Consider the following 25729-nt stretch of genomic DNA (forward strand, 5'->3'; position numbering starts at 1 on the left):
GAGGCGATAGGTCTATCCAGTATACAAGAAGGGAATCCAAAATCTTATCCCATATCGAAAGGAAAAGGAGATATCTCCATGAATATAGACCACTGCAAAACATTTAATGCCTTGGGCGATTACCTCAAGGAACAGGCTACTCGGACTGATTTAAAACAGGACGAGTGTAAACAGCTATATAGTACGCTGGAGGAGCGTTGTCAGCGCCATTATCTAAACGGTCTACTATCTGGGCATAGAAACTGGTATATCTGCGAGGGCACGTCTGCTGTTTTTACCTACCTCTATCGCAATTGGAGCTATCAAAGCAGCCTTAAGGCAAACCGTGACTACCTGATGGAGATTGCTGATCATCTTCAGCAGGACTACTTTTGCGCCGATGGACCACAGATCACAGTACAGGAGATCACGCACATTTTATCCATACTGGACAAGCGTTATGACTTTTCTAAAAAGGTGCTGGGCGATGCGCTTTTGTATCTGCTATTGCCGAACGATGCCCACCGAACCTATGATGCCCTTTGCCGACCTTATACCACACCGGATGGACAGTGGACCTGCGATATCATCTTGCCCCATATTCAGCGAGATACGAAAACAAACCCTGGCTCCATACTACTCCATGAACTGGGCCATCTGCTCAATCTCAAGTTGACTGGCAGCCTATTGGTATTGCCTGAGCTGTTTGTGCAACTAGATGGCTTGATGCGAACCACCCAAACCGCAGGTAGTATAGAAGAACTCAGCGAACTATTCGCTCACCTCTTTGCCATGACCATGCTCCGGCAGCCGGAGTTAAAGCAGTATGATTCTTATCCGCCAATACCGGAGGCCACACAAGCAGTCTTTATCGCCTATTTTCAAACCTTGCTGGCAGGGCTATAGCCACCACACACAACACCGCTCATTGGGTTCATTCCCAATAGGTGGTGCTTCTTTATGCCATTACATCCAAAGGAGGACTATATGTATCCAACAAATCATCAGCAGGATAAGAGATTCTTAACCGCTACCGATGTTGCGGAAATCCTTCATATCTCAAGAAGTTCAGCTTATCGCATCATACAACGATTAAATGGCGAACTCAAGGCGCAGGGCAAAATCACGATTGCCGGTAAAATTTCCTCTCGATACTTTTTTGAAAATATTTATCTATGATCTGTGATCATATACACCCAACCGAAACCATGATAAAATAAAGTTGTGGTAGCAGAAGGAGGTGCAAATGCCTACCTACAAAGACCTAAAAACCGGATTGTGGTATTGCAAATTTGTTTTTACTGATTGGACGGGCAAAAAGACACAGAAAAAGAAAATGGGCTTTAAGCTGCAAAAAGAAGCGAAAGCCTATGAAACGGAGTTTTTAAGCAAGGCGCATGCTTCCTGCGATATGCTCTTTTCCTCACTCGTAGAACTCTATATGGAGGACTGCAAGCCGCGCCTAAAGCCTACGACCTATGCAAACAAACAATTTCTCATAGGCACCCATGTACTGTCTTACTTCGGGAATACGCCAATCAATAAAATTTTCGCAACTACGATTCGGCAATGGCAAACGACACTGATTTCGCATCCTGCCGGCTATAGCGAGACGTATCTGAAAACGGTACATAATCAGGTTTCTGCAATCTTCAACTTTGCTTGTAAATATTACAGGCTCCCGGAAAACCCAGCCCGGATTTGTGGCTCTATGGGGAAGAAGAATGCGGACTGTATGCTGTTTTGGACGGTGGATGAGTTTAAGAAGTTCGTTGCAGCTGTCAGCGATAAGATCGTTTCCACGACCATTTTCAATCTGCTCTTCTGGTCGGGGATGCGTTCTGGAGAAATGCTGGCACTGACTTTAAACGACTTTGACTTTGATGCGAACACAGTGTCGATCAGCAAAAACTACGCACGGCTCGACAACGAGGATCTGATCCTTGAGCCCAAAACACCAAAAAGCAAACGGAAAGTTACTTTGCCGCCCTTTGTCTGCGACCTTGTAAAGTCTTATGCTGAAAAACTTGTAGATTACGAACCAGATGAACGATTATTCACCGTGACAAAGCACTATCTCAAACATGAGATGAGCAGAGGCTGCAAGAAAAGCGGCGTCAAGGTTATCAGAATTCATGACCTTCGCCACAGCCACGCAAGCCTGCTGATCGAGATGGGATTCTCTCCACTCCTAATCAGTGAACGGCTGGGTCATGAAGATATAAAAACCACTTTGCAGACCTACTCTCACCTCTACCCCAACAAGCAGGGAGAAGTAGCTGAGAGACTGCAAAGTTTCTTTTAACCCCATTTCGTGTACCTTTTGTGTACTTCGGGGTAAAAGAGAAAGCCGCAAACCCCGACGAATACAGGGTTTGCGGCAAGGGTTACATTATTCCCACTCGTTGTTGGGCATCATATTTAACGGATTTTGCTTCATAAATTTGATACCTCATTTTTTTGATTATTTGATGTGTCCATATTATCCAGCCCTATACGATGGGCTGTTATCAAATTGTTATCGGTGGTGATAACGGGGGGTAGCAGGGTTGTTGTTTTCTCTGGTGGTTTACAACTACATTTTACCACGAAAGGCAGGGAAATGCAATAACCATCCTTGCTGTGGCGTATCAAGGAATCTTACTGAACATATGGCGCACCTTATCCAAACGGCTGTTTGGACGACGGGGCTGGATGATTGGCTCGCCGACAGTGGCCTGATACCCTTTCAGTTCCGTCAGGCACACACTCCGCCCGTTGGTGTAAAAGGCCAAATCAGTACGGTATGCCTGTATGCAACGGGCGGGAATCTCGCCAGTAAAGACAACTTCATCCTTTTTTATCTGGGCCGTTTCGATGGTGGCACAGTATTTCGGCGCATCATGATAAGCCCTGGAAAGGTATTCCTGGGGCGCATAGAGGGTGAAGGAGAGATAAGGTTCCAGCAACTGCGTCCCAGATTTCTTCAATGCCTGTTCCAATACAATCGGGGCCAATGAGCGGAAGTCCGCCGGCGTACTGACCGGGCTATAGTAAAGTCCGTATTCAAAGCAAATCTTACAGTCCGTTACGTTCCAGCCACACAAGCCTTGCCCCAAACCGTAACGGATACCATCCATGACAGCGTTTTGAAAACTCTGGTTCAGGTATCCCAGGGAAACCCGGCTCTCGTATTTTACACCGGAGCCAAGCGGGAGCGGTGTAACAGACAGTCCGATAGATGCCCAAAACGGGTTAGGCGGCACCTCGATATGGATGGTGTGACTGGCCACTTTGAGCGGCCGCTCTAAATAAATGACGGTGGGTTCCTTCACTGCTGTTTCAATCTTGTATTTTTCCGTCAGCAAAGCGGAAACAACCTCCAACTGCATCCGACCCAAAAAAGAAAGAATGATCTCATGGGTGGTGGAATCCACCTCGTAGTGCAAAAGCGGGTCAGTATCCGCAATTTGCGTAAGAGCGTCCAGCAACCGGTCTCTTTGCTCTGCCGTTTTTGGCGTAATCGTCGTCCGCAGCATAGGGAAGGGAACATCACTCCACATTTCACGAGGAAGTTGGGTTTTGTCCCCCAATATATCGTTTAATCTCAAGCTGTCGCTGGGAAGGATGACAATTTCGCCCTTATGGGCGGTATCTGTCCGAACAATCTCCCCTTTGGATGGAATACGCATCTCTGTGATTTTCAGCTTTTCTCTCCCGGCTAGGGCCACCGTATCCCGCAGACGCAGCGTTCCGCTGTATAGCCGCAGATAGACAAGCCTCTGGCCGCAATCTGTATACTCCACCTTAAAAACTCTACCGCACAGGGCGGCGCTCCCCTGTTCCTTGGTCGATTGGAACAGCCCTATCACCGCATCCATCAACTGTTGAATGCCAAGGCCGTTTTTGGCGCTACCATGATAGACCGGGAGCAGGGAGGCGTCTTGAACTCGCCGCTGTTCTTCTTGCGCAAGTTCTTTCTGACTGATTGATTCTCCTGCGATATACTTTGCCAATAACTCATCGTTATTTTCGATGACCGAATCCCACACCTCTGCACTAGTGTTTTCTGTCAGAGTTATTTTCGAGGACAGCGACACTGTCTGCTTGATGATAATATCAGCGGAGAGCTTATCCCGAACAGACTGATATACGCTCTCCAAATCAATGCCAACCTGGTCGATCTTGTTGATAAAGATAATGGTGGGGATGTTCAATTTCCGTAGGGCATGGAACAGAACACGGGTCTGGGCCTGCACGCCATCTTTAGCGGAGAGCACCAAGATGGCCCCGTCCAAAACAGCCAGAGAGCGGTATACCTCTGCCAAGAAATCCATGTGGCCGGGAGTATCCACAATATTGACTTTACAACTGTGCCACTGGAAAGAAGTGACTGCCGTTTGAATGGTAATTCCACGCTGCCGCTCCAAAAACATAGTGTCCGTTCTCGTTGTCCCTTTTTCGACGCTCCCCGGCTCTGAAATGGTTCCGCTGGCATACAGCAGGCTTTCTGTCAGTGTCGTCTTGCCCGCATCTACATGGGCAAGAATCCCGATATTGATAATGTTCATGTCTATCCTCCATACAAGGCCCAAAAGGGCGCAAAAATCCCCAGCGGCAAATACTTTTACCGCTGGGGATCATGACTTCGGATACATAGAAACGCATTCAGCTAACATGAGCCGTTATCCGTCACGATATTTGATAAAAAGGCAAAAGCATTCTTAAATTGGGTACAAAAACCAAGCCCCTGCAAGGGGCAATTATTTTTGTGCCCATTATCAAATTTTATTTAAGAATACCTTGCCGCATGTTGAATAGACTCCTCAAATCAGGATGACAGCAGTATAGCATAGCACACTCTAAAATGCAAGAAGTTTTTACCCGCTGTCCCAAATAAATCAGGAGGGCATTCACCGGGACACCCTCCGATTTGGGGCCTCATGCGCAAATAATTTCTGTGTCCACGATTTCCGCCGCACACGCCCGAATATTGTTAGTCCCTCTGCAACTCATACCACAGACCGTTGCCCTCGTCAAAGATGTACTTTTCCATGAAATTACCTCCATTTTTTGTGATTATCGTGCGCCTACCCTTATTTTTGACCTTGCACCCCATTTCTGCTCCTTTTCGACCTGTTCCTGCTGGTAAGCTGCCTCCAGTATCCTGTCCGCCTGTTCCGGGCCAATGGCCCGTCTGACCCGCTCATAGTCCCTGACTTGCCCTTTCAAGCCGTCCCTCTCGGCACAAACCTCATAAATCCTGGCTGACAGGGAGCCGTTCTTACTGACCTCACGATCATAGGCGCTCTGCAACCGCTCAAACTTGCTCTTGAGGTCGAAGTAGGCCCGGTAGACGGAGCGCAGCACCTTGACGATCTTCTCCCAAAGGGGCTTGGCCTTTTTCTCCCGGTAGGACTTGGCCGATTCCAGCGGCCCCGCCTCCGGCAGCGTCCGCTCCGGGTCGTCGGAGAAGTCCGCCGCCAGTTTCTCCATGCCCTTGAGCAAGGGCGCTACATCGTCCAGCTTAGCCCTGGCCTGGGCCGCTTTCTTCTCAGCTGATGCTGCCTCCTTATTCTTTTTGTCGGCCTCAACCTGGGCCAGCGCCGACACCTCTTGAAGCTGTGCAAGCCGTTCCTGCTCACGCTCCGTCTTGAACTGCGTAACAGTCAAATGTTCTTCGGAACTACCACGTTCCCCACGCTCTACATCGTCATAGCCAGCGGAGCGCATATGCTCAAAGAAATCATCTTGCAGGACACTGTACGACTTTCGTAGAACGGGTTTGCCCTTAGCTGTGCGTAACGGCTCCCCGGTAGTTTCGTCCAGAATGGGCTTGGACGCCCACTTCTTGCTCATGCTCACCTGCATGATCGTTTCCTTGACCTTGCCCACCAGGGACTTGTCCTTGCACCGCTTTGTCCAGCGTATCTCCTTCTCCACTACCGGGATATAAACCACATGGAGGTGGTAGTGGTACACGTCCTCCCCCAGCGCCTCGGACATGGCCCGGTTGCGCTCGTCAGCGTGCATGACCGCCGACAAAATATACTGCTCTCCGCCCACGATTTTGATTGCGGCTTTATAGGCTTCGGTGTAAAATTGTTTTGCGAAGTCATACCCGCCGTGATTGTAGAAGTAAGCGGAGTTTACATCAAAGACCAACTCACCGTATCGAAAGGCATCCTCCTTGATGCCACGGGTGGAGATCACGCCGTCGGCCTCCATTTGAGCAAACATCTCCCGATACCCGGCAGACGGGGTTTTGAAATGGACATTGAGCGGCGTCCGCTCCAGTACAATGTCCTGATTGACATAGGAATCCTTCTCACGCTCGTTGTGCTGCTGGGTGTTACCGATCTTGGTTTCGGTCAGCCTCATATTTCTTGCGTTGGTACGGTCAATACCGTCGCCTCTCGCCATAGGCAAAAATCCTCCTGTTTCAGATGTTGGGTTGTTGAAAGAGGACGGGGGTTCGGGGGAGGCACTTCCTGCAGGAAGTGTAATAACCCACTATGACACTTTCATCCCTTCGGTCTGCAAAGTGTCGTGGGCTCTCCGAGGGGGTGTGGGGGCTTTGCCCCCGGCAACTGCGGTTGCCTCCCCCAGCAGGGCCGCCCTTTGAAAAGGGCACCCTGCACCCCGCCTAAACTTTGCTGCTCCCCGTGACAGCCGTGACGACCGTGACGATGTTTCAGACACCGCCGCCACTCTCAAAAAAGCCGTCACAGCCGTCACGGTCGTCACGCCTGGGACGGTTCCAGCGTCAGGCTGATACTTCTCCCGGCGTGGCTCCTGCTGTTCTCATAGCGGATGTGGTAGTCTATCAGCAGCTTCCCGGCCCGGACGTTTAGCCGCATCGCCAGGGCGTTGGGCTTCATGTCGGTCTGGAGCGCCGCTACCAGCTCGGTGGCCGTACCACCCCAGGTCGGCTTCTCCGCCGTCACAAGGGCGGCTATGGCCTCCAGCACCGGGTCGGGCGGCTCTGTCCATGCCTCCGTTTCCGTACGCTCCAGCGTCCATATCAGCCGTTCCTTGTCCCTGGTAAGATAGAATCGCTGGTCTTGCTGGTCACGCCCGGCCACGTCCAGAACGGCGCTGCCGTCTGTCCGCTTCTCCTTTTGAAGAAGAAAGGCCCCGTCCGCCGCTCCCAGCAGACCGTTGGTGCCGGAGATCATATCGAATTTGTCATCTGCCTGTTGCTTTCGAGTGTGGTGTACCAGCAGGAGGCAGACGCCGCAATCATCGGCAAGGCGTTTCAGCTTACCCACCACCTCGTAATCGTTGGCGTAGCTGTACTTATCCCCACCAGCCTCCCGGATTTTCTGGAGGGTGTCAATGATAATCAGCTTGGTGTTCGGGTGTTCCCGGACGAACTTCTTTAGCTGTTCCTCCAGGCCAACGCCAAGCTGTTTGGCGTAGACCGCAAAGAGCAGATTGTCGGTGCCCTCTGTGCCGAACATTCGGTATAGCCGCCCCTGCAAGCGGCGGTGGTCGTCCTCCAACGCCAGATAGAGGACAGTCCCCTTGTGGACAGGGTAGCCCCACAGGGGGAGGCCCATGCTGACATGGTAGGCAAGCTGGGCCATCAGGAACGACTTGCCCACCTTGGGCGCTCCCGCAAAGAGGTACGTCCCAGGGTAGAGCAGACCGTCTATTACGGGCGGTCTGCTCTGGTAGATGTTCTGGTAAAGGTCGTTCATGGAAACTGTGTGGAGGTAGGCTGGGTCGTTCATGCGCCGCATATCCCGGAGCATTTCCTCTAAATCTTTCTCTTGGGGGTTGTTTTCAGCCGTTTCCTCTGCTATACTTTGGGTAGTTGTTTGAGAATTGGGCTGTTCCCCGTCTGCGCCAACAGACGGAACCGGGACAGTCCTTTTCGTTTCTCTGGAATCCATCAATCTATCAATCCTCCTTCATGCCGCCCAGCGTCACTGAGATAAGGTCAATGGTGGCGAGAAGTTCATCCCCCACGTCGCCCCCGGCCTCAATGCGCCGCAGTTCCCCCAGGACGGCGGCGAGTTGGTCACGCAGGGCCTTGTAGACCCTGGGATTGCCCTGCACCACCACGGCCCGGTCTAAGAGCCGCCGGGTGATGTAGTCCTGCTTCGTCAGGCCAGAGAGCCGCACAGCGGCGTCAATCTGCTTGTTTTCCTCCGGGGATACCCGGAAGGCCACGGTCTTGTTCCTCCAGCGGTTGTGAGTGTCCAAATTCTTAGCTGACATTACGCTCCCATCCTTTCAAAGTCCAATTTGTCTGCCATTTCCGTCTGCTTGGACGGAAACAGGTGGGCATAGCGATAGGTGATCTCGATACTCTCATGCCCCACACGGTCAGCAATCGCCACAGCGGAGAAGCCCATGTCAATCAGAAGTGAGATGTGCGAATGCCGGAGGTCGTGGATTCTGATACGCTTGACCCCTGCCGACTTCGCCCCTCTGTCCATCTCATGGTGGAGATAGCTTTTCGTGATGGTGAAAATGCGCTCCTTCTTCTTGATACCGTAGAGCATCCCCAGGTAATCCTTCATCTCGTCACAGAGGAAGTTGGGCATTTTAATGGTGCGGTTGCTTTTCTTCGTCTTTGGCGTGGTAATGACGTCCTTGCCGTGGAGCCGCTGATAGGACTTGCTGATTTTCACCGTCCCGGCCTCAAAGTCAAAGTCTGCCGGGGTCAGGGCCAGCAGTTCCCCCTCCCGAATACCACACCAGTAGAGCATTTCAAAGGCGTAGTAGGAAACGGGCTTGTCCATCATGGCATCTGCAAACTTCTGGTACTCCGCTTTCGTCCAGAACAGCATTTCCTTCCGTTCCTCTGACCCCATGTTCCCAGCCTTGGCGGCGGGATTGGAGCGCAGCTCATAGAAGCGGACAGCGTGATTGAAGATGGCGCTAAGCTGGTTGTGCAGGGTTTTGAGGTAGGTAGCCGAGTAGGGCTTGCGCTTCTCGTCCCGGTAGGCCAGCAACTCGTTCTGCCATGCGATCACGTCCTTGGTGGTGATCTCGCTAATCTTCCGCTTGCCAAAGTAGGGCAGAATTTTCTTCTGGATGATGTTCTCCTTGGTCAGCCAGGTGTTCTCCTTGAGCCGGGGTTTCATATCCTTGGTGTAAAGCTCGGTAAAGGCTTCAAAGGTCATATCCAGGTCGCCGGAGGTCTGCATCTGGAAACTGCGCTCCCACTCCTGGGCCTCCCGTTTGGTGGCAAAGCCACGCTTGCACTTCTGTTTGCGCTCCCCCGTCCAGTCCTGATACCGCACCATGACGTACCATGTTCCTCTTGCTTCGTCCTTAAAGACTGGCATTTAGTTCCCTTCCTTTCTGGCCCCGTAGAGCCGTTCGTTGAAATACTGGCGGTTGACCCGCCCTGCGATGGTGATGAAGCCCTTGTCCTTCAATTCTTCGTTGAGCTGCCGGATGAGTTTATAGGCGTAGGGCTTCGATACACCCAGCTCGTCCGCAACTTCTTCCGCCCGGATGAATCTGTTCTCCATATGGATTCCTCCTTTCTTTTGATTTAACGCTATTTGCTTAACGTAGTCCTATTATACTAACTCTATTCCGTTATGTCAAGACCTTCCAACGAGAAAATATAAACAAATTTATTTATTTTTCTCTTGACTGGTCTAAACATATCTGTTATACTTCAAGTGTCCCCATTACATAGATTGGAGTTGGCAGTTATGGCGATTGGTGAACGTATTCGTTTCTTCCGCAACATGAAGGGCATCACACAGAAGTATCTTGGCATGGTGGTGGGTTTCCCGGAACGCTCCGCCGATGTGCGTATGGCACAGTATGAAACCGGGAGCCGCACCCCCAAGGCCGACCTGACAAAGACCCTGGCTGACTTCTTTGATATTTCCCCTGATGCCCTGACCGTCCCTGACATAGATACCGACATCGGCCTGATGCACACCCTCTTTGCTTTGGAGGATATTCGGGGGCTGACTATTGGGGAGATTGACGGCGAGGTTTGTCTGCGTCTGGACAAATCCAAAGGCAAGACCTATGCCAATATGCTTGATATGCTGTCCGCCTGGGCGGAGCAGGCCAAGAAGCTGGAGGCCGGGGAGATCACCAGGGAGGACTATGACCGCTGGCGGTACAACTACCCCAAGTACGACACCACCCTGCGGTGGGCAAAAGTTCCCTCACAGGAATTGAGTGATTTCCTGGTGGATGCACTCAAAGATAGCCCCGATACTGATGAATAGACAGCAAAAGCCCTTACCGACGTTGCCATCGGTAAGGGCTTTCTAATATGGTTGTCCTCACTTATAAGCCGCAAAAGAACATTCTTTACCCGCAATCCACTGGGGATACAGAATGATACGGCCTATGGGGAGCGTTATCAAATCGTTATCAAAAGAGAGATATAAAACCGCAAAATCGTTGTGCCGCAACGGGTTCGGAGTTTCAAAAACTCACTCCCACTCAATGGTCGCGGGGGGCTTGGAGGTGATATCGTACACGATGCGGTTAATCCCCGCCACCTCGTTGACAATGCGCACGCTGACCCTGTCCAGCACCTCGTAGGGGATGCGGGCCCAGTCGGCGGTCATGAAGTCGCTGGTGGTCACGCCCCGGAGGGCCAGGGTGTAGTCGTAGGTCCGTCCGTCGCCCATGACCCCCACGCTGCGGGTGTTGGTGAGGACGGCGAAATACTGGTTGATGCCCTTGTCCAGCCCCGCCCTGGCGATCTCGTCCCGGAAGATGAAATCCGCCTCCCGCAGGGTGTCCAGCTTCTCCTTGGTGAGGTCCCCGATGACTCGGATGGCGAGGCCGGGACCGGGAAAGGGCTGGCGCATGACCAGATACTCCGGCAGACCCAGCTCCCGGCCCAGCTGGCGCACCTCGTCCTTAAAGAGCAGCCGCAGCGGCTCGATGATCTCCTTGAAATCCACATAGTCCGGCAGGCCGCCCACGTTGTGGTGGGACTTGATGACGGCGGCGTCTCCCGCGCCGGACTCGATCACGTCCGGGTAGATGGTGCCCTGGGCCAGGAAATCCACGGCGCCGATTTTCCTGGCCTCCTCCTCAAAGACGCGGATAAACTCCTCGCCGATGATCTTCCGCTTGCGCTCCGGCTCATCCACGCCTGCCAGCCTGATGAGGAAGCGCGTCTCGGCGTCCACCCGGATAAAGTTGGCGGAGCGCTGGGCGAAGATGGACTCCACCTCGTCCCCCTCGTCCTTCCGCATAAGGCCGTGGTCCACGAAGACGCAGGTTAGCTGCTTTCCGATGGCCTCGGCCAGGAGTGCGGCGCAGACGGAGGAGTCCACGCCGCCGGAGAGGGCCAGCAGCACCTTCCCATCCCCCACCTTCTCCCGGATGGCCCGGATGGAGGTCTTCATATAGTCCTCCATGGTCCAGTCGCCGGCGGCTCCGCAGACCTCGTAGAGGAAGTTGCGAATCATCGCCACGCCGTTTTCGGTGTGGCCCACCTCCGGGTGAAACTGCACGCCGTAGAACCCCCGCGCCTCGTCCGCGATTGCCACATTGGGGCATGCGGCGCTGTGGGCGGTGAGGGTGAAGCCCTCGGGCACCCTGGCCATATAGTCCCCGTGGCTCATCCAGGACACGCCCTGCTCAGGGAGTCCCTTGAAGAGCCTGCAGCCCGCATCGTAGAAGGTCTCGGTTTTGCCGTATTCCCGGGCGGAGTCCTCCCGGGCGGCGGTGACCTGTCCGCCCAGACTGTGGGCCATGAGCTGGCAGCCGTAGCAGATGCCCAGCACCGGGACGTCCAGCGAAAAAACGGCGCTGTCCACGCGGGGGGCGGTCTCCTCATAGACGCTGTTCGGCCCGCCGGTGAAGATGAAGCCGATGGGATTCATAGCCTTGAGCTCCGCCACGGGGGTGGTATAGGGCAGCACAACGCAGTACACGCCGCACTCACGCACTCTGCGGGCGATGAGCTGGTTGTACTGTCCGCCGAAATCCAGGACAATAACGAGTTGATGGTTCATTCAGGTGTTCCTTTCTCAATCAAGTGCGCAATACGCTCAATGCCGGGGAGACTGCCCGCCTTGACGGGGAGCTCTCCCACCCGGCTGCGCCCGAAGCCGCCGTGGCAGTCGGAGCCGCAGGTCACCAGCCAGCCATGCTCTCTGCACAGGGCGAGACACAGCTCCGTCACCTCGGGCGGGTGGAACGAGTAGTGGCACTCGATGCCGTCCAGCCCCTGGGCCATGGCGCTCAGAACGGCGGCGCGAAACGCCGCCATATCCTCCTGCGGTATCACCTCGCCGGGATGGGCCAGCACCGCCAGGCCCCCGGCGGCGTGGATGCGCCCGCTCACCTCCGAGATGGATGGAAAGCCCACGCAGCTGTAGGAGTGGCTGTACTTTCCGTAAACAGAGAGGCCGCCGGCCAGCTTCTCCGTCAGTCCCTTGCTGAGGAAATAGTGCAGGGCCGTCCAGCCGCCCAGCGTGGGCTCGTAGGTAAACGCCTCGTACTCCGCCAGGGAGACCGGCTCCCCCGCCCGCTCCATTTTTACAATCAGCCTGCGGTTGACCTCCTCCAGGCGCTCACGGTTCTCCCTGCAAAACGCCTGAAAGCAGGGGTCGTCCAGGTCCACGCCGTAGCCGAGGATGTGGAAGTTCAAGCCGAAGTCCATGGCGTCCAGCTCTACGCCGGGGACACAGGACACCCCCTTTTTGCCGGGCAGGTCCCGGAGCGCCCGCGCCCCCTCCAGCAGATCGTGGTCGGTGAGGGCCAGCAGCCCCACGCCCCGCGCCGCCGCCGCATCCACCAGCTCGGCCGGCGTCATGGTCCCGTCGGAAAAGCAGGAGTGGACGTGCAGATCGGCGATGGAATCCATCCATGCCACCAGATGAACCTCCCCTCCATTTTTTGATAGTTTAGAATATCATATTCATTCTTAAAACACAATACTTCCCGGACGCGGAGAGCCGCCAGACCTGAGCGGTCCGACGGCTCTCTTTTTCGTCAATTTGTCGGTCCGCCGCCGCCGTATTTCCCCCTTAAGGGGCGTCAGGTCAGATGGCGGTGATGTCGATGGGCCGGAGCTGGTCGCTCCGCCCCTGCTCCCGGACTGTGAGGATGGCCCGGGCGGTGTCGATAGCGGTGATACAGGCCACCGAGTGCTCCACGGCGCATCTTCTGATCTTGAAGCCGTCGGAATTCTGCTTGCGGCCCCGGGTGGGGGTGTTGATGACCAGATCCACGGTGCCGGAGCCGATCATATCGATGATATTGGGGTGGGCCTCGGACACACGGGCCACCCGTCTGCACTGTACGCCCGCCGCCTCCAGCGCGTCGGCGGTGCCGGCGGTGGCGAGGATTTCAATGCCCATGTCCGCCATGCCCCGGGCAATGCCGGTAATCTCGGCCTTGTCCTCGTCCTTTACGGTGATAATCACCCGGCCGCCGCGCTTGGGCGCCTTCATGCCGGCCCCCTTAAAGGCCTTCAGCAATGCCTGGGGGAAGGATTCCGCCAGCCCCAGGCACTCACCGGTGGACTTCATCTCAGGCCCCAGGCCGGTGTCCACATCGGTGAGCTTCTCGAAGGAGAAGACGGGCATCTTGACGGCGTAGTAGTCGGCCTCCCTGTAAATGCCGGTGCCGTAGCCAAGGTCCCTGAGCCTGCTCCCCAGCATGACCTTGGTGGCCAGGTCGATGACCGGCACGCCGGTGACCTTGGAGATATAGGGGATGGTCCGGGAGGAGCGGGGGTTCACCTCAATGACGTAGACGGTGTCGTTGTAGATGACAAACTGGATGTTGACAAGGCCGATGACTCCCAGGGCCTTGGAGAGATCCCGGGTATACCGGAGCATGGTCTCCTTGTGCTTGTCCTCAATGTGGAGGGAGGGATAGACGGAGATAGAGTCGCCCGAGTGGACCCCCGCCCGCTCCACATGCTCCATGATGCCGGGGATGAGCACGTCCTCGCCGTCGAAGACGCCGTCCACCTCCACCTCCCGGCCCATGAGGTACTTGTCCACCAGGATGGGGTGCTCCTGCACATTTTGGTTGATGATGCGCATGAAGTCGGTGATGTTCTTGTCGTTGTAGGCGATCTCCATGCCCTGGCCGCCCAGCACGTAGGAGGGCCGCACCAGCACGGGATAGCCCACCTCGTTGGCTGCGGCCACGGCCTCCTCAGCGGTGAAGACGGTCCTGCCCGCGGCACGGGGAATCCTGCACTCGTTGAGAATCTCATCGAAGCGCTCCCGGTCCTCGGCGGCGTCCACGCCGTCGGCGGGGGTGCCGAGAATGGGCACCCCCATGTCGGTCAGGGCCTGGGCCAGCTTGATGGCGGTCTGCCCGCCGAACTGGACCACCGCGCCCCAGGGCCTCTCCAGCTCCACCACGGCCTCCACATCCTCGGCGGTCAGCGGCTCGAAGTAGAGCTTGTCCGCCACGTCGAAGTCGGTGGAGACGGTCTCGGGGTTGTTGTTGATGATGATGGTCTCATACCCCAGCCGCTTGAAGGCCCAGACCGAGTGGACCGAGCAGTAATCGAACTCGATGCCCTGGCCGATGCGGATGGGGCCGGAGCCCAGCACGAGGACCTTCTTCTTCTCCCCGGCGGGGGCATCGGCCCGGTGGGGGGCCTGGGTACTGGCCGCCAGATAAGGTGCGGAGGGGATATTGGGGGCGATTTCGCCCACCGCAGGGAGGCTGAGGGGCTGGGCGGCCTCGTTCTCCCCGTCGTAGGTGGAGTAGTAGTAGGGCGTCTGGGCCTCAAACTCGGCCGCGCAGGTGTCCACCATTTTAAAGGCGGGGCGGATGCCGAAGCTCTCCCGGAGGGCCTTGATCTCCTTGCGCTCCTTCCCCGCGAGGGCGGCGATCCAGCTGTCGGCGAAGCCCATCTCCTTGGCCTCCCGCAGGGTGTCCGCGTCCAGACGGCCCTTCTCCAGGGCGTCTTCCATGTCCACGATGGTCTGCAGGCGGTCCAGGAACCAGATGTCGTACTTGGTGATGGCGTTGATCTTCTCCGGGGAGAAGCCGCGCCGCAGGGCCTCGGCCACCACGAAGAGCCGCTGGTCGTCGATATTGACGAGCCGCTCCTCGATCTCCTCGGTATAGGCGTCCTCCAGCCCCGCCATGCGCAGGCTCTTCACCGGCAGCTCCAGGCCGCGGATGGCCTTCATCAGCGCGCCCTCGAAGGAGTTGCCGATGGCCATGACCTCGCCGGTGGCCTTCATCTGGGTGCCCAGGGTCCGGCTGGCGGTAGTGAACTTATCGAAGGGCAGGCGGGGGATTTTCAATACGCAGTAGTCCACCGTTGGCTCGAAGCAGGCGGTGGTGGCGCCGGTGACGGCGTTGGGGATCTCGTCCAGGGTGTACCCAAGGGCCACCTTGGCGGCCACCTTGGCGATGGGGTAGCCGGTGGCCTTGGAGGCCAGGGCTGAGGAGCGGGAGACCCGGGGATTGACCTCGATGACCGCGTACTCGAAGGAGTCGGGGTTCAGGGCCAGCTGCACGTTGCACCCGCCCTCAATCTCCAGCGCGGAGATGATGTCCAGGGCGGAGGAGCGGAGCATCTGATACTCCCGGTTGGCCAGGGTCTGGGTGGGGGCCACCACGATGGAGTCGCCGGTGTGGACGCCCACGGGGTCCACGTTCTCCATGGAGCAGATGGTGATGACGTTGCCCGCGCCGTCCCGCATGACCTCGAACTCGATCTCCTTCCAGCCGGAGATGCACCGCTCGATGAGCACCTGGCCCACGCGTGAGAGGTGGATGCCCCGGTCGGAGATCTCCCGGAGAGAGGGTTCGTCGTAGGCGATGCCGCCGCCGGAGCCGCCCAGGGTGTAGGCGGGGCGGACGATGACGGGGTAGCCGATGGAGGCGGCGAAGGCCGCCGCGTCCTCCACAGATTCCACCACGTCGCTCACCACACAGGGCTGGCCGATCTCCTCCATGGCGTCCTTGAAGCCCTGGCGGTCCTCCGCCTTGCGGATGCTCTCGGGGCTTGTCCCCAGCAGGCGCACGTTGTACTTCTCCAGGATGCCCTGCTCATGGAGATTCATGGCCAGGTTCAGGCCGGTCTGGCCGCCCAGGGTGGGCAGGATGGAGTCGGGCTGCTCCTTGGCGATGATCTGCTCCACCGAGGCCAGATTTAAAGGCTCGATATACACGTGGTCCGCGATGTCTTTGTCGGTCATGATGGTGGCGGGGTTGGAGTTGACAAGCACCACCTCCACGCCCTCTTCCTTCAGGGCGCGGCAGGCCTGGGTGCCGGCGTAGTCAAACTCGGCGGCCTGTCCGATGACGATGGGGCCGGAGCCCAGCACCAGCACTTTCTTGATGTTCGGATTCTTCGGCATCAGAGGTCGCCTCCCTTCATGTTCTCAATAAAGCGGTTAAAGAGGTATTTGGTATCCTTGGGGCCGGGAGCGGCCTCCGGGTGGAACTGGACGGTGAAGCACTTGGGCCGCTTGTACTGGAGGCCCTCCACGCTCCCCTCGTTCACGTTCACGTGGGAGATGCCGGCCACGGCGGGGTCCACGCTGTCGGCGCAGACCACGTAGCCGTGGTTCTGGCTGGTGATCTGGCTGCGGCCCGTCCGCAGGTCCTTGACCGGGTGGTTGGCCCCCCGGTGGCCAAAGCGCATCCTGCGGGTCTGGGCGCCCGTCGCCAGGGCCAGAAGCTGATGGCCCAGGCACACGCCGAAGATGGGAATTTCCGATTCGTAGAGCTTCTTGAGCTCAGCGATGATCTCCACGTTGTCCGCCGGGTCGCCCGGTCCGTTGGAGAGCATCACGCCGTCGAAGCCGCCGGCCAGCACCTCCCCGGCGCTGGTATGTGCGGGCAGCACCGTGACCTCGCAGCCCCGGTTCGTGAGGCAGCCGATCATACTGCGCTTTACGCCGTAATCCATCAGGGCCACACGCAGGGGTTTTCCGCAGTCCACGGCGGGAGCAAACACCTCGGGGGCACTGCGGGTCACCCTCTCCACGGTGCCCTCCACCCGGTAGGCTCTGATCCGCGCCATACAGTCCTCAATATTAAAATGCTCCGCACAGGTGATCATGCCGTTCATGGTCCCCTGGTTGCGGAGTATCCGGGTCAGCGCGCGGGTGTCCACGCCCTCAATGCCCGTAATATCAAATTGTTTGAGATAGCTGTCCAGATCGGTCTCGCAGCGGAAATTGCTGCCCCTGGGAGAGATGTGCCGGACAATCAGCGCCTCGGCCCAGGGTCGGTCGGACTCGTTGTCCTCGCTGTTCACGCCGTAATTGCCGATGAGCGGATAGGACATCACAATACCCTGTCCGGCGTAGGAGGGGTCGGTCAGAATTTCCTGGTAGCCCGTCATGGAGGTGTTGAACACCATCTCGCAGACCCGGTCGGCCGTGGAGCCGATGCTCCTGCCCGTGAATACCGCGCCGTTTGCCAAAATAAGGGTCGCTTTCACTCTGGTATCCCGCCTTTCAATCAGGGGAAGCACGCGGCCTGTCGCTTCGCCCGCACGCTTCCCCATCTATTTATCTGATTGATTTTATCTCAAAATCCCCCCCGTGACAACACAAAATTTCAGACTTTTGTCCTTTCTTCTGAAAAACGTGGTTTTCGACAAAGGAGAGGGGCGCATCGCCGGTTTTGTCCGTCGATGCGCCTTAGATGTAATTTTTTTAGCACAAATAACTCTTTTTTAGTTTACAGATTCCCGGCCGCCGTCCCGGCAAGGCATCAGATCGATAACAACCACCTCCGGCGGGTTGAAAATGCGCGGCACCCGGGTGGACTCCCGTGCCAGGCCCCGGCTGATGATCAGCGTGGTCTCCCCCAGGTCGTACCGGCCGCCGGCGTATTTGGGGAAGAGACCCTGGTCGGGCGCCAGCAGGCCGTTGACAATGCCCGGCAGCCGCCACTGACCCCCGTGAGCGTGGCCCGCCAGGGCCAGGTCAAAGCCCCGGCCCTCATAGTCCTCCACCCGCTCGGGCCGGTGGGTCAGCAGGATGCTGAACGCATCCCCCTCCACAGCCTGCGTCACCCGGTCCAGCTGGCTGTGCCATTCCGCCTCCCCGGCGCTCGGGTCGTCCACGCCGCAGACCTGTACCTTCTGTCCCCGGATTTCCAGCTCCGCGCACTCTCCCGCCAGGAGTGTCACGCCGCAGGCGGAGAGCCGGGCCCGGACGCCGTCCACATCTCCGGTCCAGAACTCGTGGTTCCCTGTCACATAATAGGTGGGGTGACGCTCCGCCAGGACCCGCGCCGCGGTCAGGGCGTTCTCAATGGGCAGGCGCTCGTCGTCGTCCACGATATCGCCCCCCAGCAGCACCGCGTCCGGCGACTGGGCCTCCACCAGGTCCAGCAGCTCCCGCTGGCCCTCGCCGTAGTCACAGGAGTGGAGATCCGTCAGCAGCACCAGGCGCACGGGGGCGCTCACCTTCCCGGTCTCCACCGTATAGGCGCGCACCGTCAGCGCCGTGTCAAACGCGCGGAATACCGTCACCCCAAGCACCCCCAGCAGCAATACGCAGACAAGTAACAGCTTCATCCATTTTTTCTTTTTAGTCATTTCAGCGCTCCTTACAGGGTGTATCTGATAAATGGGTGGTGTGGATCTCGAGTGGGAAAGACGCCCTGCACAGACTTTTCAGATACACCCTAATGGGTAAGCTGAGAATAACATAAATTTATTTGCCTGATTTTAAAATTATGTGACATTTTTTACCCGGCCCGTTTTCAGCCGGCGCATATTGCCGCCCGTTCGGGCGATACTGTTCATTGAAACTATCGCCTGGGAGGTCATTTCATGGTCATCGCATTCTTGCGTACGATTATTCTGTATCTGCTCATTATCGCCGGCGTGCGGCTTATGGGCAAGCGCCAGGTGGGCGAGCTGGAGCCGTCGGAGCTGGTGCTCGCGCTCATCATCGCGGACCTGGCAGCCGTTCCCATGCAGGATTTCGGCATTCCGCTGCTCAGCGGCATTATCCCCATTCTGACCCTGCTCTGCATCACCATGATTCTCTCGGTGCTCACCATGAGGAGCGTCAAATTCCGGGCCATCATCTGCGGCAGGCCCAGCATCATCGTGGAAAACGGCAAGCTCCACCAGCGTGAGATGAAAAAGAACCGCTTCACCGTGGACGAGCTCATGGAGGAGCTGCGGATGAAGGGGGTCAGCGATATCTCCACCGTAAAGTACGCCATTCTGGAGACCAACGGCCAGATCTCCGTCCTTCCCTACGCAAACCAGCTCCCTGTGACGGCGGAGCAGATGAACGTCGCCCCGGACGACGTGGGCCTGCCCATCGTCATCATCAACGACGGCCGGGTGCTGGACCACAACCTCAAGACCCGGGGGCTGAATCATGAGTGGCTGGAAAAGCGCCTCTCCGAGCACAAGGTCAACTCCTCCAAGGACGTGTTCCTGCTCACCGTGGACGAGCAGAACCGGGTCTACTTCGTGGCAAAGGATGTGACGGCGGGATGAAACGGCTCTGGATCGCGTGCGGCATTCTGGCCCTGGTTTTCGCCGCCACCCTCTATAATACCCATTACCTCAGCGGCTTTACCAACGAGCTCACCACCCTCCTCACCCGTGCGGAGATCGGCGCCGAGGACGGGGATTGGGAGACCGCCGGCGAGCTCACCCGGCAGGCTGTGGAAAACTGGGACCGCCACGCCGTCTATCTCCACGTCCTTCTGCGCCACACCGAGGTGGACGACGTCAACACCAGCTTTCAGGAGGTGCGCGAGTTCATCAACTGTCAGGAGGGCGGCGAGTACTCCGCCGCCAACGCCCGGCTCATCGCTCAGATCGAGCTGCTCTACGAGGCGGAGCAGCTCACGCTGAAAAACGTACTGTAGCCCTGCGGCTGAATTTCAGAACCGGAAGGCGGCATGAACACGCTGTTCATGCCGCCTTATCGACAATCTGGGGGCTGCGCCGCTACTCTCCGAGGCCCTCTCTTAAAGAGGCCATCCACGCCTCAACCGCTTGGGCCAATAAAAGCTGCTGCCGGAGCACCGCCATCCCTGTCTCCGGGATTTCCGGAACATGCTCTTTCGCGCCGATATTGTCCGCCAGGTAGGCTTTCAGCGTTTTCACGCCGTTTTCGATGCTTGTCAGGCACAGTTCTCGGTTTTCCGGTGAGAGGCCGGCCAAATTTACAATGACGGCGTTGAAATCCAGAAAAAAGCGGATCGGCTGCGCCGCAATCTCCAGCATCAGGCGTTCAAACTCGCCCTCTCCCGCTTCCGTCAGGGTGTAGACCGCCTTTTCGGCCATTCGCCCCTCCCTGACGGCGCTGCTTTTAATATACCCCTTCTCCTCCAGCTGGAGGACCTTTTTATAGATGGAGGGCGTGCTGATCTTCACCCACTTGGAAATGTTGCGATACTCCACCAGCTTTTGAATATCGTAGGCGCTCAGGGACTCTTTTTTTAATATACCCAGTACTATCAGGTCAATTGCCGCCATAAAATACTCCTTCCTCCCTCTTGACAACCACTATAATTTATAGTAGTATGTGCTCCTCAGTTAATACTATAATTTATAGTACTATATTCGATACCTTCTGTCAAGAGAAAGGAGCACGCACGATGTTGCAACGCGAGAAAAAAACGGCGCTGCTGAGCAGCGTCCCCGTCCCCAGGGCCCTTTTGGCCATGGGACTGCCCACTATGGTGGGCATGATGATCAGCGCGCTGTACAACCTGGTGGACGCCTATTTCGTGGGCGGGCTGGGAGAAAGCCCGATGGGCGCAGTCGCCGTCGTCTTCCCCCTGGGGCAGGTGGTGGTCGGTCTGGGGCTGCTGTTCGGAAACGGCGCGGCGGTCTATATCGCCAGACTGCTGGGACACGGAGATAGAGAGGCCGCAGACAGGGCGGCCAGCACCGCCCTGTTCGGCAGCATCCTGGCGGGCGCGGCCTTCATCCTCTGCACGGTCGCATTTCTGCGCCCGGTTCTCATTCTGCTGGGTGCGACCGGAAGCATTCTCCCCTATGCGCTGACCTATGGGAGGATTTATATCGTCTCCTCCGTGTTCAACGTCTTCAACGTCACCATGAACAACATCGTAACCAGCGAGGGCGCCGCCAAAACCACCATGGGCACCATGCTGGCGGGCGCGGCGCTGAATATCGCCCTGGACCCCGTCTTCATCTTCGTACTGGATATGGGGGTCGCCGGCGCGGCGATTGCCACGGCCATATCCCAGGCCGCCTCCGCGCTGGTCTATCTCTTCTACATTCTCAGAAGACGGAGCATTTTCAGCTTCAGCGTCAGGGCTTGCCGCTTTTCCAGGGAAATCATGGCGGAGATATTGAAAATCGGCGTGCCCACCATGATATTTCAACTGCTCACCAGCCTCTCCATCGCACTGATAAACCGGCAGTCCAGGGGCTGCGGCGACTCTGTGATCGCCGGGCTCGGCGCAGTCTCGCGCATCATCTCCATGGGGAATCTGATGGTGTTTGGCTTCATCAAGGGTTTTCAGCCCATCGCGGGCTACAGCTACGGGGCGCAAAATATACCCCGCCTGCGGGAGGCCGTCAGGACCGCCACCCTGTGGACCACCGGCTTCTGCGCCGTTTTCGGCCTGGGCATGGCCCTCTTCCCCGCGGCGGTGATCTCTCAGTTTACACCGGGCGACGCGCTGTTCATACGCGCCGGACAGGCGGCGCTGAGGGCAAACGGACTGACCTTCCTGCTCTTCGGGTTCTATACCGTCTATTCCTCCCTCTTCCTCGCCCTCGGCAGGGCAAAGGAGGGGTTCTTCCTCGGCCTCTGCCGGCAGGGCATCTGCTTCTTCCCTGTGATTCTGCTCCTCCCCCAGGTCTGGGGACTCAACGGCATTCTCTACGCACAGCCCATCGCCGACGTCATCTCTGCCGCCATTGCGGCATATATGGCCGCGGGGCTGCACCGGGAGCTCTCGCCGCCCGCATAGCAGCGGCATTGCCGGGAGAACAATCCATAAAAAAACCGGCCCTGAGCGGGCCGGTTTTCATGTTCCGTCTACGCCCTGGTGAAGAAGGGTTCCACGTCCTTTACCGCGCCGTGGGCGAAATCCCCCTCCATGGGCGTCAGGTCCAGGCTCAACCCGTTCAGGTGGGCCACCGCCGCCTGGCCGATGCCGTTGAAGATGGCCCGCAGGTCGCCGCCTTCGCACTCGACAATCATGAGGTAGCTCTGCTGGCCCTCCTTCAGCATCAGCCGGAGCCAGGCGTTTTTCACCTGGGCCACTCCGTTCAGGTGGGCCTTGACGGCCTCCACCATCTCCGTGGGGTACTCCCTGGGCTCCCCCAGCATGACCTCGGTATCCTTGGAGACCGTCTGCTCCATCATCTGCCCCTTCCGCGCGGCGAGGAACTCCCTGGGCACCACCAGGTTGAGCCCGAAGGGATCGATGACGAAGCCTCCCGCCTCGCCGTCCTGCCCAAGAATCATGGCGGTGTAGTCCTCCAGCGTGGCGATAATGGTCTGCTGGCCCGGGGTCTGAGTCCACTTGCCCAGCTCCTCCCAATCGCAGAAGGCGGGGAAAAATACCGCGCCGTCCTGGCGGGAGATGAGCTGAAAGCTCACCCGGGTATCCTCGGTCAGGGTGGCCTGCCCGTCCGCCCCGGCTGCGGCGGGAGCTGGCTCAATGGCCACAGGGGCCAGGAAGTGGGCCTGCTCCAGCGCGGCGATAAATTTCTGCTCCGCCTCCCCGCTCCCCTGCTCCCGCAGGGCCGCCACGGCGGCCTTGAGTTCGGGGTTGGTTACGGGCTTGCTTGCGTCGAATCCTTCCATGCTGTCTCGTTCCTTTCGTATCAAAAAGGCCGCGGCGAACCGGCCGCGGCCTTTTCCGTTTATTTTATTTCTCCGCCAGCAGCTTGTTGAGCTCGTTCATAAAGGTGCTGATGTCCTTGAACTGCCGGTAAACCGACGCAAAGCGGACATAGGAGACCTCGTCCACGTCCTTGAGCTTGTCCATCACCAGCTCGCCGATGCGGGCGGAGGGAATTTCCCGGTCCATCTCGTTCTGGAGAGTCTGCTCAATCTCATCGGCGATCTTGTCCAGCGTGTCGAAGGAGACGGTCCGCTTCTCACAGGCCCGGATCATGCTGTTGAGGAGCTTGCTCTTATCAAAAGTCTGGCGGCTGCCGTCCTTCTTGATCACCACCACGGGCAGGCTCTCCATGGTCTCGTAGGTGGTAAAGCGCTTGTGGCACTCCAGGCACTCCCGGCGGCGGCGGATGCTGGCGCCCTCGTCGGCGGGACGGGAATCCACCACCTTGCTCTCAGGGTTGGCGCAGAAAGGACATCTCATGGCCGTTTCCTCCTAAATATCAGAACTTTGCTTTCGCATGAGGCTTTATCCACGTTTTTGCATGGACTAAGCAAAACCCGCTTTCAAAAGCATAGCCACATTGGGGCGATTGCTGCAGGCGCGCGGCGTTATGTGGTATCCGGCACCGTCGGCGGTCCTCCGCGCTGAGGATTTGCCTGCCGCGCCAAAAGGCCGGTAAAGCCGGTGTGACACCGCTGATACCGCATTGCGGTTATTATACCATGATTCAAACAAATGTGGTACGCCTTTTTTGAAATTATTTCCGTGGGCCGTATATTCTCCCCCACCCCGCGGAAATAATAGAGACAGTGAAAGCGAGGTGAGCTTCATGCAGGAGAACAATCAAAACAACACCCAGAACAAGTCCCGCAGCAATGCACAGAACAAGAGCAACCAGAACGCCCAGAACAAAAAGAGCAACCAGGCTCAGAACAAGAGCAAGAACCAGGAGCAGTTCTAAAATGGGGCTGGGACCGGGGCAAAAATCGCCCCGGTCCCAGCTTCTCTTTGAAATTTAGAAAAAATAAAAAATGATACTTGACAAATTTGTTTGTTTTGGTATAATAAACCCTGCGCTTACGAGAGTGCGGCAGTCAAATAGCGGGATTGTGTAAGGGTAGCACGACAGACTCTGACTCTGTTTGTGAGGGTTCGAATCCTTCTCCCGCTGCCAGATGAAACCTTGGAATCTCAATGGTTCCAAGGTTTTTTCATGCCCATTTGGGGAGAAATACCCTTTGCCATACCCTTTAGCGGCTGATTGCCCCTTTTAAGTACCGTTCCATCCTGTCCGCGCTGTCTCTCTTCATCTTCTCCGATACATGACCGTATACGTCCAGGGGAAGGGCCGCCGTTGCGTGGCCCAGGTTGCCCTGGACGGTTTTTGCATCGTCCCTGTTTTGGAGCGACAGCACCGCGTAGGTGTGGCGGGGGTCATGCACTCAGGTGTCTGGTGCGTCATTGCGCACAGCCAGCCTTTCGTTGTACTCATTACTAGTACCCTCTCGCTCTGATAGCGCAGGACCTCTCCGCCGGCGGTCTTGGCGTAAGACCCGCCGGCTCCGGAATAGACGGAGTCTGAGCCCTGGGCGAATCCGGCGCTCTCCAGGGCGTCCAGGGAGCGCAGGCCCCCTCCTCCGTATCGCTGTAGACGGAGAAGCTGTAATAGTTCCCCCTGTCTTCGTACTCGCCGCCGCCCACCATCAGGGCCGCTCCGTCGCCGCTGCTGGCGGGGAAGAGGTTCTTGATCTCTCCTAATATCCTGCGCTCTTTCTCTGTATAACTATCCTTTGGCGCCTTAAAATTCATTCTTGAAAGCCTGTCGAAAAAGCCGGATTCTCACAAAGAGAATCCGGCTTTTTCGACAGGCTGAGCGGCACCGGTTCGCAGCGACGGGGAGGAAAGGGCGAACTGAAACAGCACCAGACGCTGCCGCTGCGAGTCAGTTCTCAAACGGACGTGGCAAACCATCCTTTTTCAAAGAAGCCTGCTTTGTCGGACTGCAGGGGTTCGGCTTCATCGCCAGCTATCGGTATGGCAAGGATATGTCCCCCTCAGGCGGTACAATCCGATTACAGCAGCTGTACGCCGCTTGTCTCGCAGGCCTCCGCAAACAACCGGTCCACTCCCCCGTCTGAGATGACGGTGTCCACCTCGTCCAGCCCGCATACCGTGTAAGTGCTGGACAGGCCGATTTTAGCAGAGTCCATCAGCATCACAGTCCGCGCCGATCGGCGGATGGCGACCCTTTTCAACTCACAGTCCTCTTCAGAGCCGCAGCCAAAGCCCGCCTCCTGGCTATAACAGCTGATGCCGAGGAAGGCCACGTCAAAGTGCAGGCGCTCCAGCTCCGTCAGCGGCGTGACCCCTGTCACGCACATGCTGGTACGGTTGAGCCGCCCCCCCAGCAGGTGCACGATGGGCTGTTTTCGCTTGGCCAATTCACAGGCGCAGTCGATCCCCGTGGTAAACACAAGGCAGTCCTGATCCGGGATGCGTCTGGCCAGCTCCGTCACCGTAGAGCCGGAATCGAGAAAAATCGTGGTATTGGCTTGAAAAACGGCGGCGGCTTTCTCGGCAATTTGGACCTTTTTATCCTTATTGCGTTCACTCCGCCTGCTGAGCAGATCGTCAGTCCCCACCACATAGTTCACCGATTTGGCACCGCCGTAGACCCGAATAATCTGATTGACCTGATCCAAAAACTTCAAATCTGTGCGCAGCGTCATTTCCGACACATTGGGAAAGGCGGCCTTCAGGCTGGCGAAGCTGACGGCGCCCTCCCGGTTGACGAATTCCACAATACTCTTTCGGCGCTGTTCCATGACGGACCTCCTGCTTTTTTATAAACATTATACCAGAATGGGGCAGAAAATCAACCGGCAGAATTTTTGATTTAAAAAACCGTCCTTATTTTTCTGTTGAAATAAAAGTAATTGTTGACAGTTTACTTTTATTGTGTTACAGTTTCGTTGAAATAACAACTTAAAACTTTTGAAACAAAGGTGTT

The 25729-nt window shown here is 57.0% G+C and carries 23 protein-coding genes and 1 tRNA gene; 9 read left to right on the forward strand and 15 right to left on the reverse strand.

The window, feature by feature from the left end; genetic code table 11:
- Nucleotides 1-78: 78 nt before the first annotated feature.
- From H8S62_RS04520 to H8S62_RS04530, 3 genes are all read left to right on the forward strand, one after another.
- Nucleotides 79-885, forward strand: a complete 807-nt coding sequence (locus tag H8S62_RS04520) for a hypothetical protein (protein ID WP_155151999.1) — start codon at nucleotides 79-81, stop codon at nucleotides 883-885.
- Between the two features lie 81 nt (nucleotides 886-966).
- The gene (locus H8S62_RS04525; RefSeq protein ID WP_155152001.1) at nucleotides 967-1158 is read left to right on the forward strand and encodes a helix-turn-helix transcriptional regulator; all 192 of its coding nucleotides are present in this window, start codon (nucleotides 967-969) and stop codon (nucleotides 1156-1158) included.
- Nucleotides 1159-1225: 67 nt separating this feature from the next.
- Nucleotides 1226-2284 carry a site-specific integrase gene (locus tag H8S62_RS04530; protein ID WP_186918629.1) on the forward strand — a complete coding sequence of 353 codons (1059 nt, stop codon included), beginning with the start codon at nucleotides 1226-1228 and terminating at the stop codon, nucleotides 2282-2284.
- A gap of 325 nt (nucleotides 2285-2609) precedes the next feature.
- Here the strand turns inward: H8S62_RS04530 and H8S62_RS04535 are convergent, their stop codons facing one another.
- The 6 genes from H8S62_RS04535 to H8S62_RS04560 all read right to left on the reverse strand — a co-directional run bounded on the left by H8S62_RS04535 (nucleotide 2610) and on the right by H8S62_RS04560 (nucleotide 9449).
- Nucleotides 2610-4529 (reverse strand): tetracycline resistance ribosomal protection protein Tet(W), encoded by a 1920-nt coding sequence (locus H8S62_RS04535; protein WP_011526261.1) that lies wholly within the window; start codon nucleotides 4527-4529, stop codon nucleotides 2610-2612.
- A gap of 508 nt (nucleotides 4530-5037) precedes the next feature.
- Nucleotides 5038-6381 carry a plasmid recombination protein gene (locus H8S62_RS04540; protein ID WP_036376036.1) on the reverse strand — a complete coding sequence of 448 codons (1344 nt, stop codon included), beginning with the start codon at nucleotides 6379-6381 and terminating at the stop codon, nucleotides 5038-5040.
- 320 nt (nucleotides 6382-6701) lie between these two features.
- Nucleotides 6702-7856 carry a helicase RepA family protein gene (locus H8S62_RS04545; RefSeq protein WP_031583915.1) on the reverse strand — a complete coding sequence of 385 codons (1155 nt, stop codon included), beginning with the start codon at nucleotides 7854-7856 and terminating at the stop codon, nucleotides 6702-6704.
- Nucleotides 7857-7863: 7 nt separating this feature from the next.
- Complete coding sequence (locus tag H8S62_RS04550) at nucleotides 7864-8184, reverse strand: plasmid mobilization protein (RefSeq protein WP_019541684.1); 321 nt, start codon at nucleotides 8182-8184, stop codon at nucleotides 7864-7866.
- Nucleotides 8184-9260, reverse strand: coding sequence for a site-specific integrase (locus tag H8S62_RS04555; RefSeq protein ID WP_019541685.1), 1077 nt, complete (start codon nucleotides 9258-9260; stop codon nucleotides 8184-8186). Before H8S62_RS04555 ends, H8S62_RS04550 begins: the two co-directional genes overlap by 1 nt.
- A complete protein-coding gene (locus H8S62_RS04560; RefSeq protein ID WP_016412724.1) occupies nucleotides 9261-9449 on the reverse strand; it encodes a helix-turn-helix transcriptional regulator in 189 nt (62 codons plus the stop codon). It lies immediately after the preceding gene.
- A 189-nt stretch (nucleotides 9450-9638) separates the two neighbouring features.
- Between H8S62_RS04560 and H8S62_RS04565 the strand changes: the two genes are divergently transcribed.
- Nucleotides 9639-10172 carry a helix-turn-helix domain-containing protein gene (locus tag H8S62_RS04565; protein ID WP_019541686.1) on the forward strand — a complete coding sequence of 178 codons (534 nt, stop codon included), beginning with the start codon at nucleotides 9639-9641 and terminating at the stop codon, nucleotides 10170-10172.
- 210 nt (nucleotides 10173-10382) lie between these two features.
- Here H8S62_RS04565 and guaA read toward each other — a convergent pair whose 3' ends face one another.
- The 5 genes from guaA to H8S62_RS04590 all read right to left on the reverse strand — a co-directional run bounded on the left by guaA (nucleotide 10383) and on the right by H8S62_RS04590 (nucleotide 18454).
- Nucleotides 10383-11924: a glutamine-hydrolyzing GMP synthase gene (gene guaA / locus H8S62_RS04570; RefSeq protein WP_186918630.1), complete on the reverse strand. Its 1542-nt coding sequence runs from the start codon at nucleotides 11922-11924 to the stop codon at nucleotides 10383-10385.
- Nucleotides 11921-12778 carry a PHP domain-containing protein gene (locus H8S62_RS04575; protein ID WP_243255386.1) on the reverse strand — a complete coding sequence of 286 codons (858 nt, stop codon included), beginning with the start codon at nucleotides 12776-12778 and terminating at the stop codon, nucleotides 11921-11923. The genes guaA and H8S62_RS04575 overlap by 4 nt, the downstream gene beginning before the upstream one ends.
- A gap of 178 nt (nucleotides 12779-12956) precedes the next feature.
- Nucleotides 12957-16256, reverse strand: coding sequence for a carbamoyl-phosphate synthase large subunit (gene carB, locus H8S62_RS04580; RefSeq protein WP_155147806.1), 3300 nt, complete (start codon nucleotides 16254-16256; stop codon nucleotides 12957-12959).
- A complete protein-coding gene (locus H8S62_RS04585; protein ID WP_173023802.1) occupies nucleotides 16256-17347 on the reverse strand; it encodes a carbamoyl phosphate synthase small subunit in 1092 nt (363 codons plus the stop codon). Before H8S62_RS04585 ends, carB begins: the two co-directional genes overlap by 1 nt.
- 237 nt (nucleotides 17348-17584) lie before the next feature.
- Nucleotides 17585-18454, reverse strand: coding sequence for a metallophosphoesterase (locus H8S62_RS04590; protein ID WP_243255349.1), 870 nt, complete (start codon nucleotides 18452-18454; stop codon nucleotides 17585-17587).
- Nucleotides 18455-18691: 237 nt separating this feature from the next.
- Between H8S62_RS04590 and H8S62_RS04595 the strand changes: the two genes are divergently transcribed.
- Nucleotides 18692-19375 carry a DUF421 domain-containing protein gene (locus tag H8S62_RS04595; RefSeq protein WP_155147810.1) on the forward strand — a complete coding sequence of 228 codons (684 nt, stop codon included), beginning with the start codon at nucleotides 18692-18694 and terminating at the stop codon, nucleotides 19373-19375.
- Nucleotides 19372-19752, forward strand: coding sequence for a DUF4363 family protein (locus H8S62_RS04600; protein ID WP_155147811.1), 381 nt, complete (start codon nucleotides 19372-19374; stop codon nucleotides 19750-19752). Before H8S62_RS04595 ends, H8S62_RS04600 begins: the two co-directional genes overlap by 4 nt.
- 82 nt (nucleotides 19753-19834) lie before the next feature.
- Here the strand turns inward: H8S62_RS04600 and H8S62_RS04605 are convergent, their stop codons facing one another.
- On the reverse strand, nucleotides 19835-20365 hold the full coding sequence (locus tag H8S62_RS04605; protein ID WP_186918632.1) for a PadR family transcriptional regulator: 531 nt from the start codon (nucleotides 20363-20365) through the stop codon (nucleotides 19835-19837).
- 122 nt (nucleotides 20366-20487) lie between these two features.
- Between H8S62_RS04605 and H8S62_RS04610 the strand changes: the two genes are divergently transcribed.
- Nucleotides 20488-21837: an MATE family efflux transporter gene (locus H8S62_RS04610; protein WP_186918633.1), complete on the forward strand. Its 1350-nt coding sequence runs from the start codon at nucleotides 20488-20490 to the stop codon at nucleotides 21835-21837.
- A gap of 68 nt (nucleotides 21838-21905) precedes the next feature.
- Here the strand turns inward: H8S62_RS04610 and H8S62_RS04615 are convergent, their stop codons facing one another.
- Nucleotides 21906-22679: an enhanced serine sensitivity protein SseB gene (locus H8S62_RS04615; protein ID WP_155147817.1), complete on the reverse strand. Its 774-nt coding sequence runs from the start codon at nucleotides 22677-22679 to the stop codon at nucleotides 21906-21908.
- 64 nt (nucleotides 22680-22743) lie between these two features.
- Nucleotides 22744-23199 (reverse strand): transcriptional regulator NrdR, encoded by a 456-nt coding sequence (gene nrdR / locus H8S62_RS04620; protein ID WP_155147820.1) that lies wholly within the window; start codon nucleotides 23197-23199, stop codon nucleotides 22744-22746.
- 349 nt (nucleotides 23200-23548) lie between these two features.
- Here nrdR and H8S62_RS18290 point away from each other — a divergent pair, with 349 nt between their 5' ends.
- Together H8S62_RS18290 and H8S62_RS04625 are read left to right on the forward strand one after the other, a co-directional pair.
- Nucleotides 23549-23680: a hypothetical protein gene (locus tag H8S62_RS18290; RefSeq protein ID WP_256283446.1), complete on the forward strand. Its 132-nt coding sequence runs from the start codon at nucleotides 23549-23551 to the stop codon at nucleotides 23678-23680.
- 139 nt (nucleotides 23681-23819) lie between these two features.
- A tRNA-Gln gene (locus H8S62_RS04625) sits at nucleotides 23820-23893 on the forward strand.
- 898 nt (nucleotides 23894-24791) lie between these two features.
- Here H8S62_RS04625 and H8S62_RS04630 read toward each other — a convergent pair.
- Nucleotides 24792-25544 (reverse strand): DeoR/GlpR family DNA-binding transcription regulator, encoded by a 753-nt coding sequence (locus tag H8S62_RS04630; RefSeq protein ID WP_186918634.1) that lies wholly within the window; start codon nucleotides 25542-25544, stop codon nucleotides 24792-24794.
- Nucleotides 25545-25729: the final 185 nt, after the last annotated feature.

Source organism: Lawsonibacter faecis (genome assembly GCF_014287675.1).
GTDB lineage: Bacteria > Bacillota > Clostridia > Oscillospirales > Oscillospiraceae > Pseudoflavonifractor > Pseudoflavonifractor faecis.

What these genes read in the sequence shown, in the direction of transcription:
- H8S62_RS04575 (WP_243255386.1), bottom strand. Translation starts at nt 12,778, where the DNA reads ATGGATTCCATCGCCGATCTGCACGTCCACTCCTGCTTTTCCGACGGG.
- H8S62_RS04590 (WP_243255349.1), bottom strand. Translation starts at nt 18,454, where the DNA reads ATGACTAAAAAGAAAAAATGGATGAAGCTGTTACTTGTCTGCGTATTG.
- H8S62_RS04550 (WP_019541684.1), bottom strand. Translation starts at nt 8,184, where the DNA reads ATGTCAGCTAAGAATTTGGACACTCACAACCGCTGGAGGAACAAGACC.
- H8S62_RS04525 (WP_155152001.1), top strand. Translation starts at nt 967, where the DNA reads ATGTATCCAACAAATCATCAGCAGGATAAGAGATTCTTAACCGCTACC.
- H8S62_RS04560 (WP_016412724.1), bottom strand. Translation starts at nt 9,449, where the DNA reads ATGGAGAACAGATTCATCCGGGCGGAAGAAGTTGCGGACGAGCTGGGT.
- H8S62_RS04565 (WP_019541686.1), top strand. Translation starts at nt 9,639, where the DNA reads ATGGCGATTGGTGAACGTATTCGTTTCTTCCGCAACATGAAGGGCATC.
- H8S62_RS04605 (WP_186918632.1), bottom strand. Translation starts at nt 20,365, where the DNA reads ATGGCGGCAATTGACCTGATAGTACTGGGTATATTAAAAAAAGAGTCC.
- H8S62_RS04610 (WP_186918633.1), top strand. Translation starts at nt 20,488, where the DNA reads ATGTTGCAACGCGAGAAAAAAACGGCGCTGCTGAGCAGCGTCCCCGTC.
- guaA (WP_186918630.1), bottom strand. Translation starts at nt 11,924, where the DNA reads ATGAACCATCAACTCGTTATTGTCCTGGATTTCGGCGGACAGTACAAC.
- H8S62_RS04520 (WP_155151999.1), top strand. Translation starts at nt 79, where the DNA reads ATGAATATAGACCACTGCAAAACATTTAATGCCTTGGGCGATTACCTC.
- H8S62_RS04630 (WP_186918634.1), bottom strand. Translation starts at nt 25,544, where the DNA reads ATGGAACAGCGCCGAAAGAGTATTGTGGAATTCGTCAACCGGGAGGGC.
- H8S62_RS04535 (WP_011526261.1), bottom strand. Translation starts at nt 4,529, where the DNA reads ATGAACATTATCAATATCGGGATTCTTGCCCATGTAGATGCGGGCAAG.
- carB (WP_155147806.1), bottom strand. Translation starts at nt 16,256, where the DNA reads ATGCCGAAGAATCCGAACATCAAGAAAGTGCTGGTGCTGGGCTCCGGC.
- H8S62_RS04530 (WP_186918629.1), top strand. Translation starts at nt 1,226, where the DNA reads ATGCCTACCTACAAAGACCTAAAAACCGGATTGTGGTATTGCAAATTT.
- nrdR (WP_155147820.1), bottom strand. Translation starts at nt 23,199, where the DNA reads ATGAGATGTCCTTTCTGCGCCAACCCTGAGAGCAAGGTGGTGGATTCC.
- H8S62_RS04595 (WP_155147810.1), top strand. Translation starts at nt 18,692, where the DNA reads ATGGTCATCGCATTCTTGCGTACGATTATTCTGTATCTGCTCATTATC.
- H8S62_RS04555 (WP_019541685.1), bottom strand. Translation starts at nt 9,260, where the DNA reads ATGCCAGTCTTTAAGGACGAAGCAAGAGGAACATGGTACGTCATGGTG.
- H8S62_RS04615 (WP_155147817.1), bottom strand. Translation starts at nt 22,679, where the DNA reads ATGGAAGGATTCGACGCAAGCAAGCCCGTAACCAACCCCGAACTCAAG.
- H8S62_RS04540 (WP_036376036.1), bottom strand. Translation starts at nt 6,381, where the DNA reads ATGGCGAGAGGCGACGGTATTGACCGTACCAACGCAAGAAATATGAGG.
- H8S62_RS04600 (WP_155147811.1), top strand. Translation starts at nt 19,372, where the DNA reads ATGAAACGGCTCTGGATCGCGTGCGGCATTCTGGCCCTGGTTTTCGCC.
- H8S62_RS18290 (WP_256283446.1), top strand. Translation starts at nt 23,549, where the DNA reads ATGCAGGAGAACAATCAAAACAACACCCAGAACAAGTCCCGCAGCAAT.
- H8S62_RS04545 (WP_031583915.1), bottom strand. Translation starts at nt 7,856, where the DNA reads ATGGATTCCAGAGAAACGAAAAGGACTGTCCCGGTTCCGTCTGTTGGC.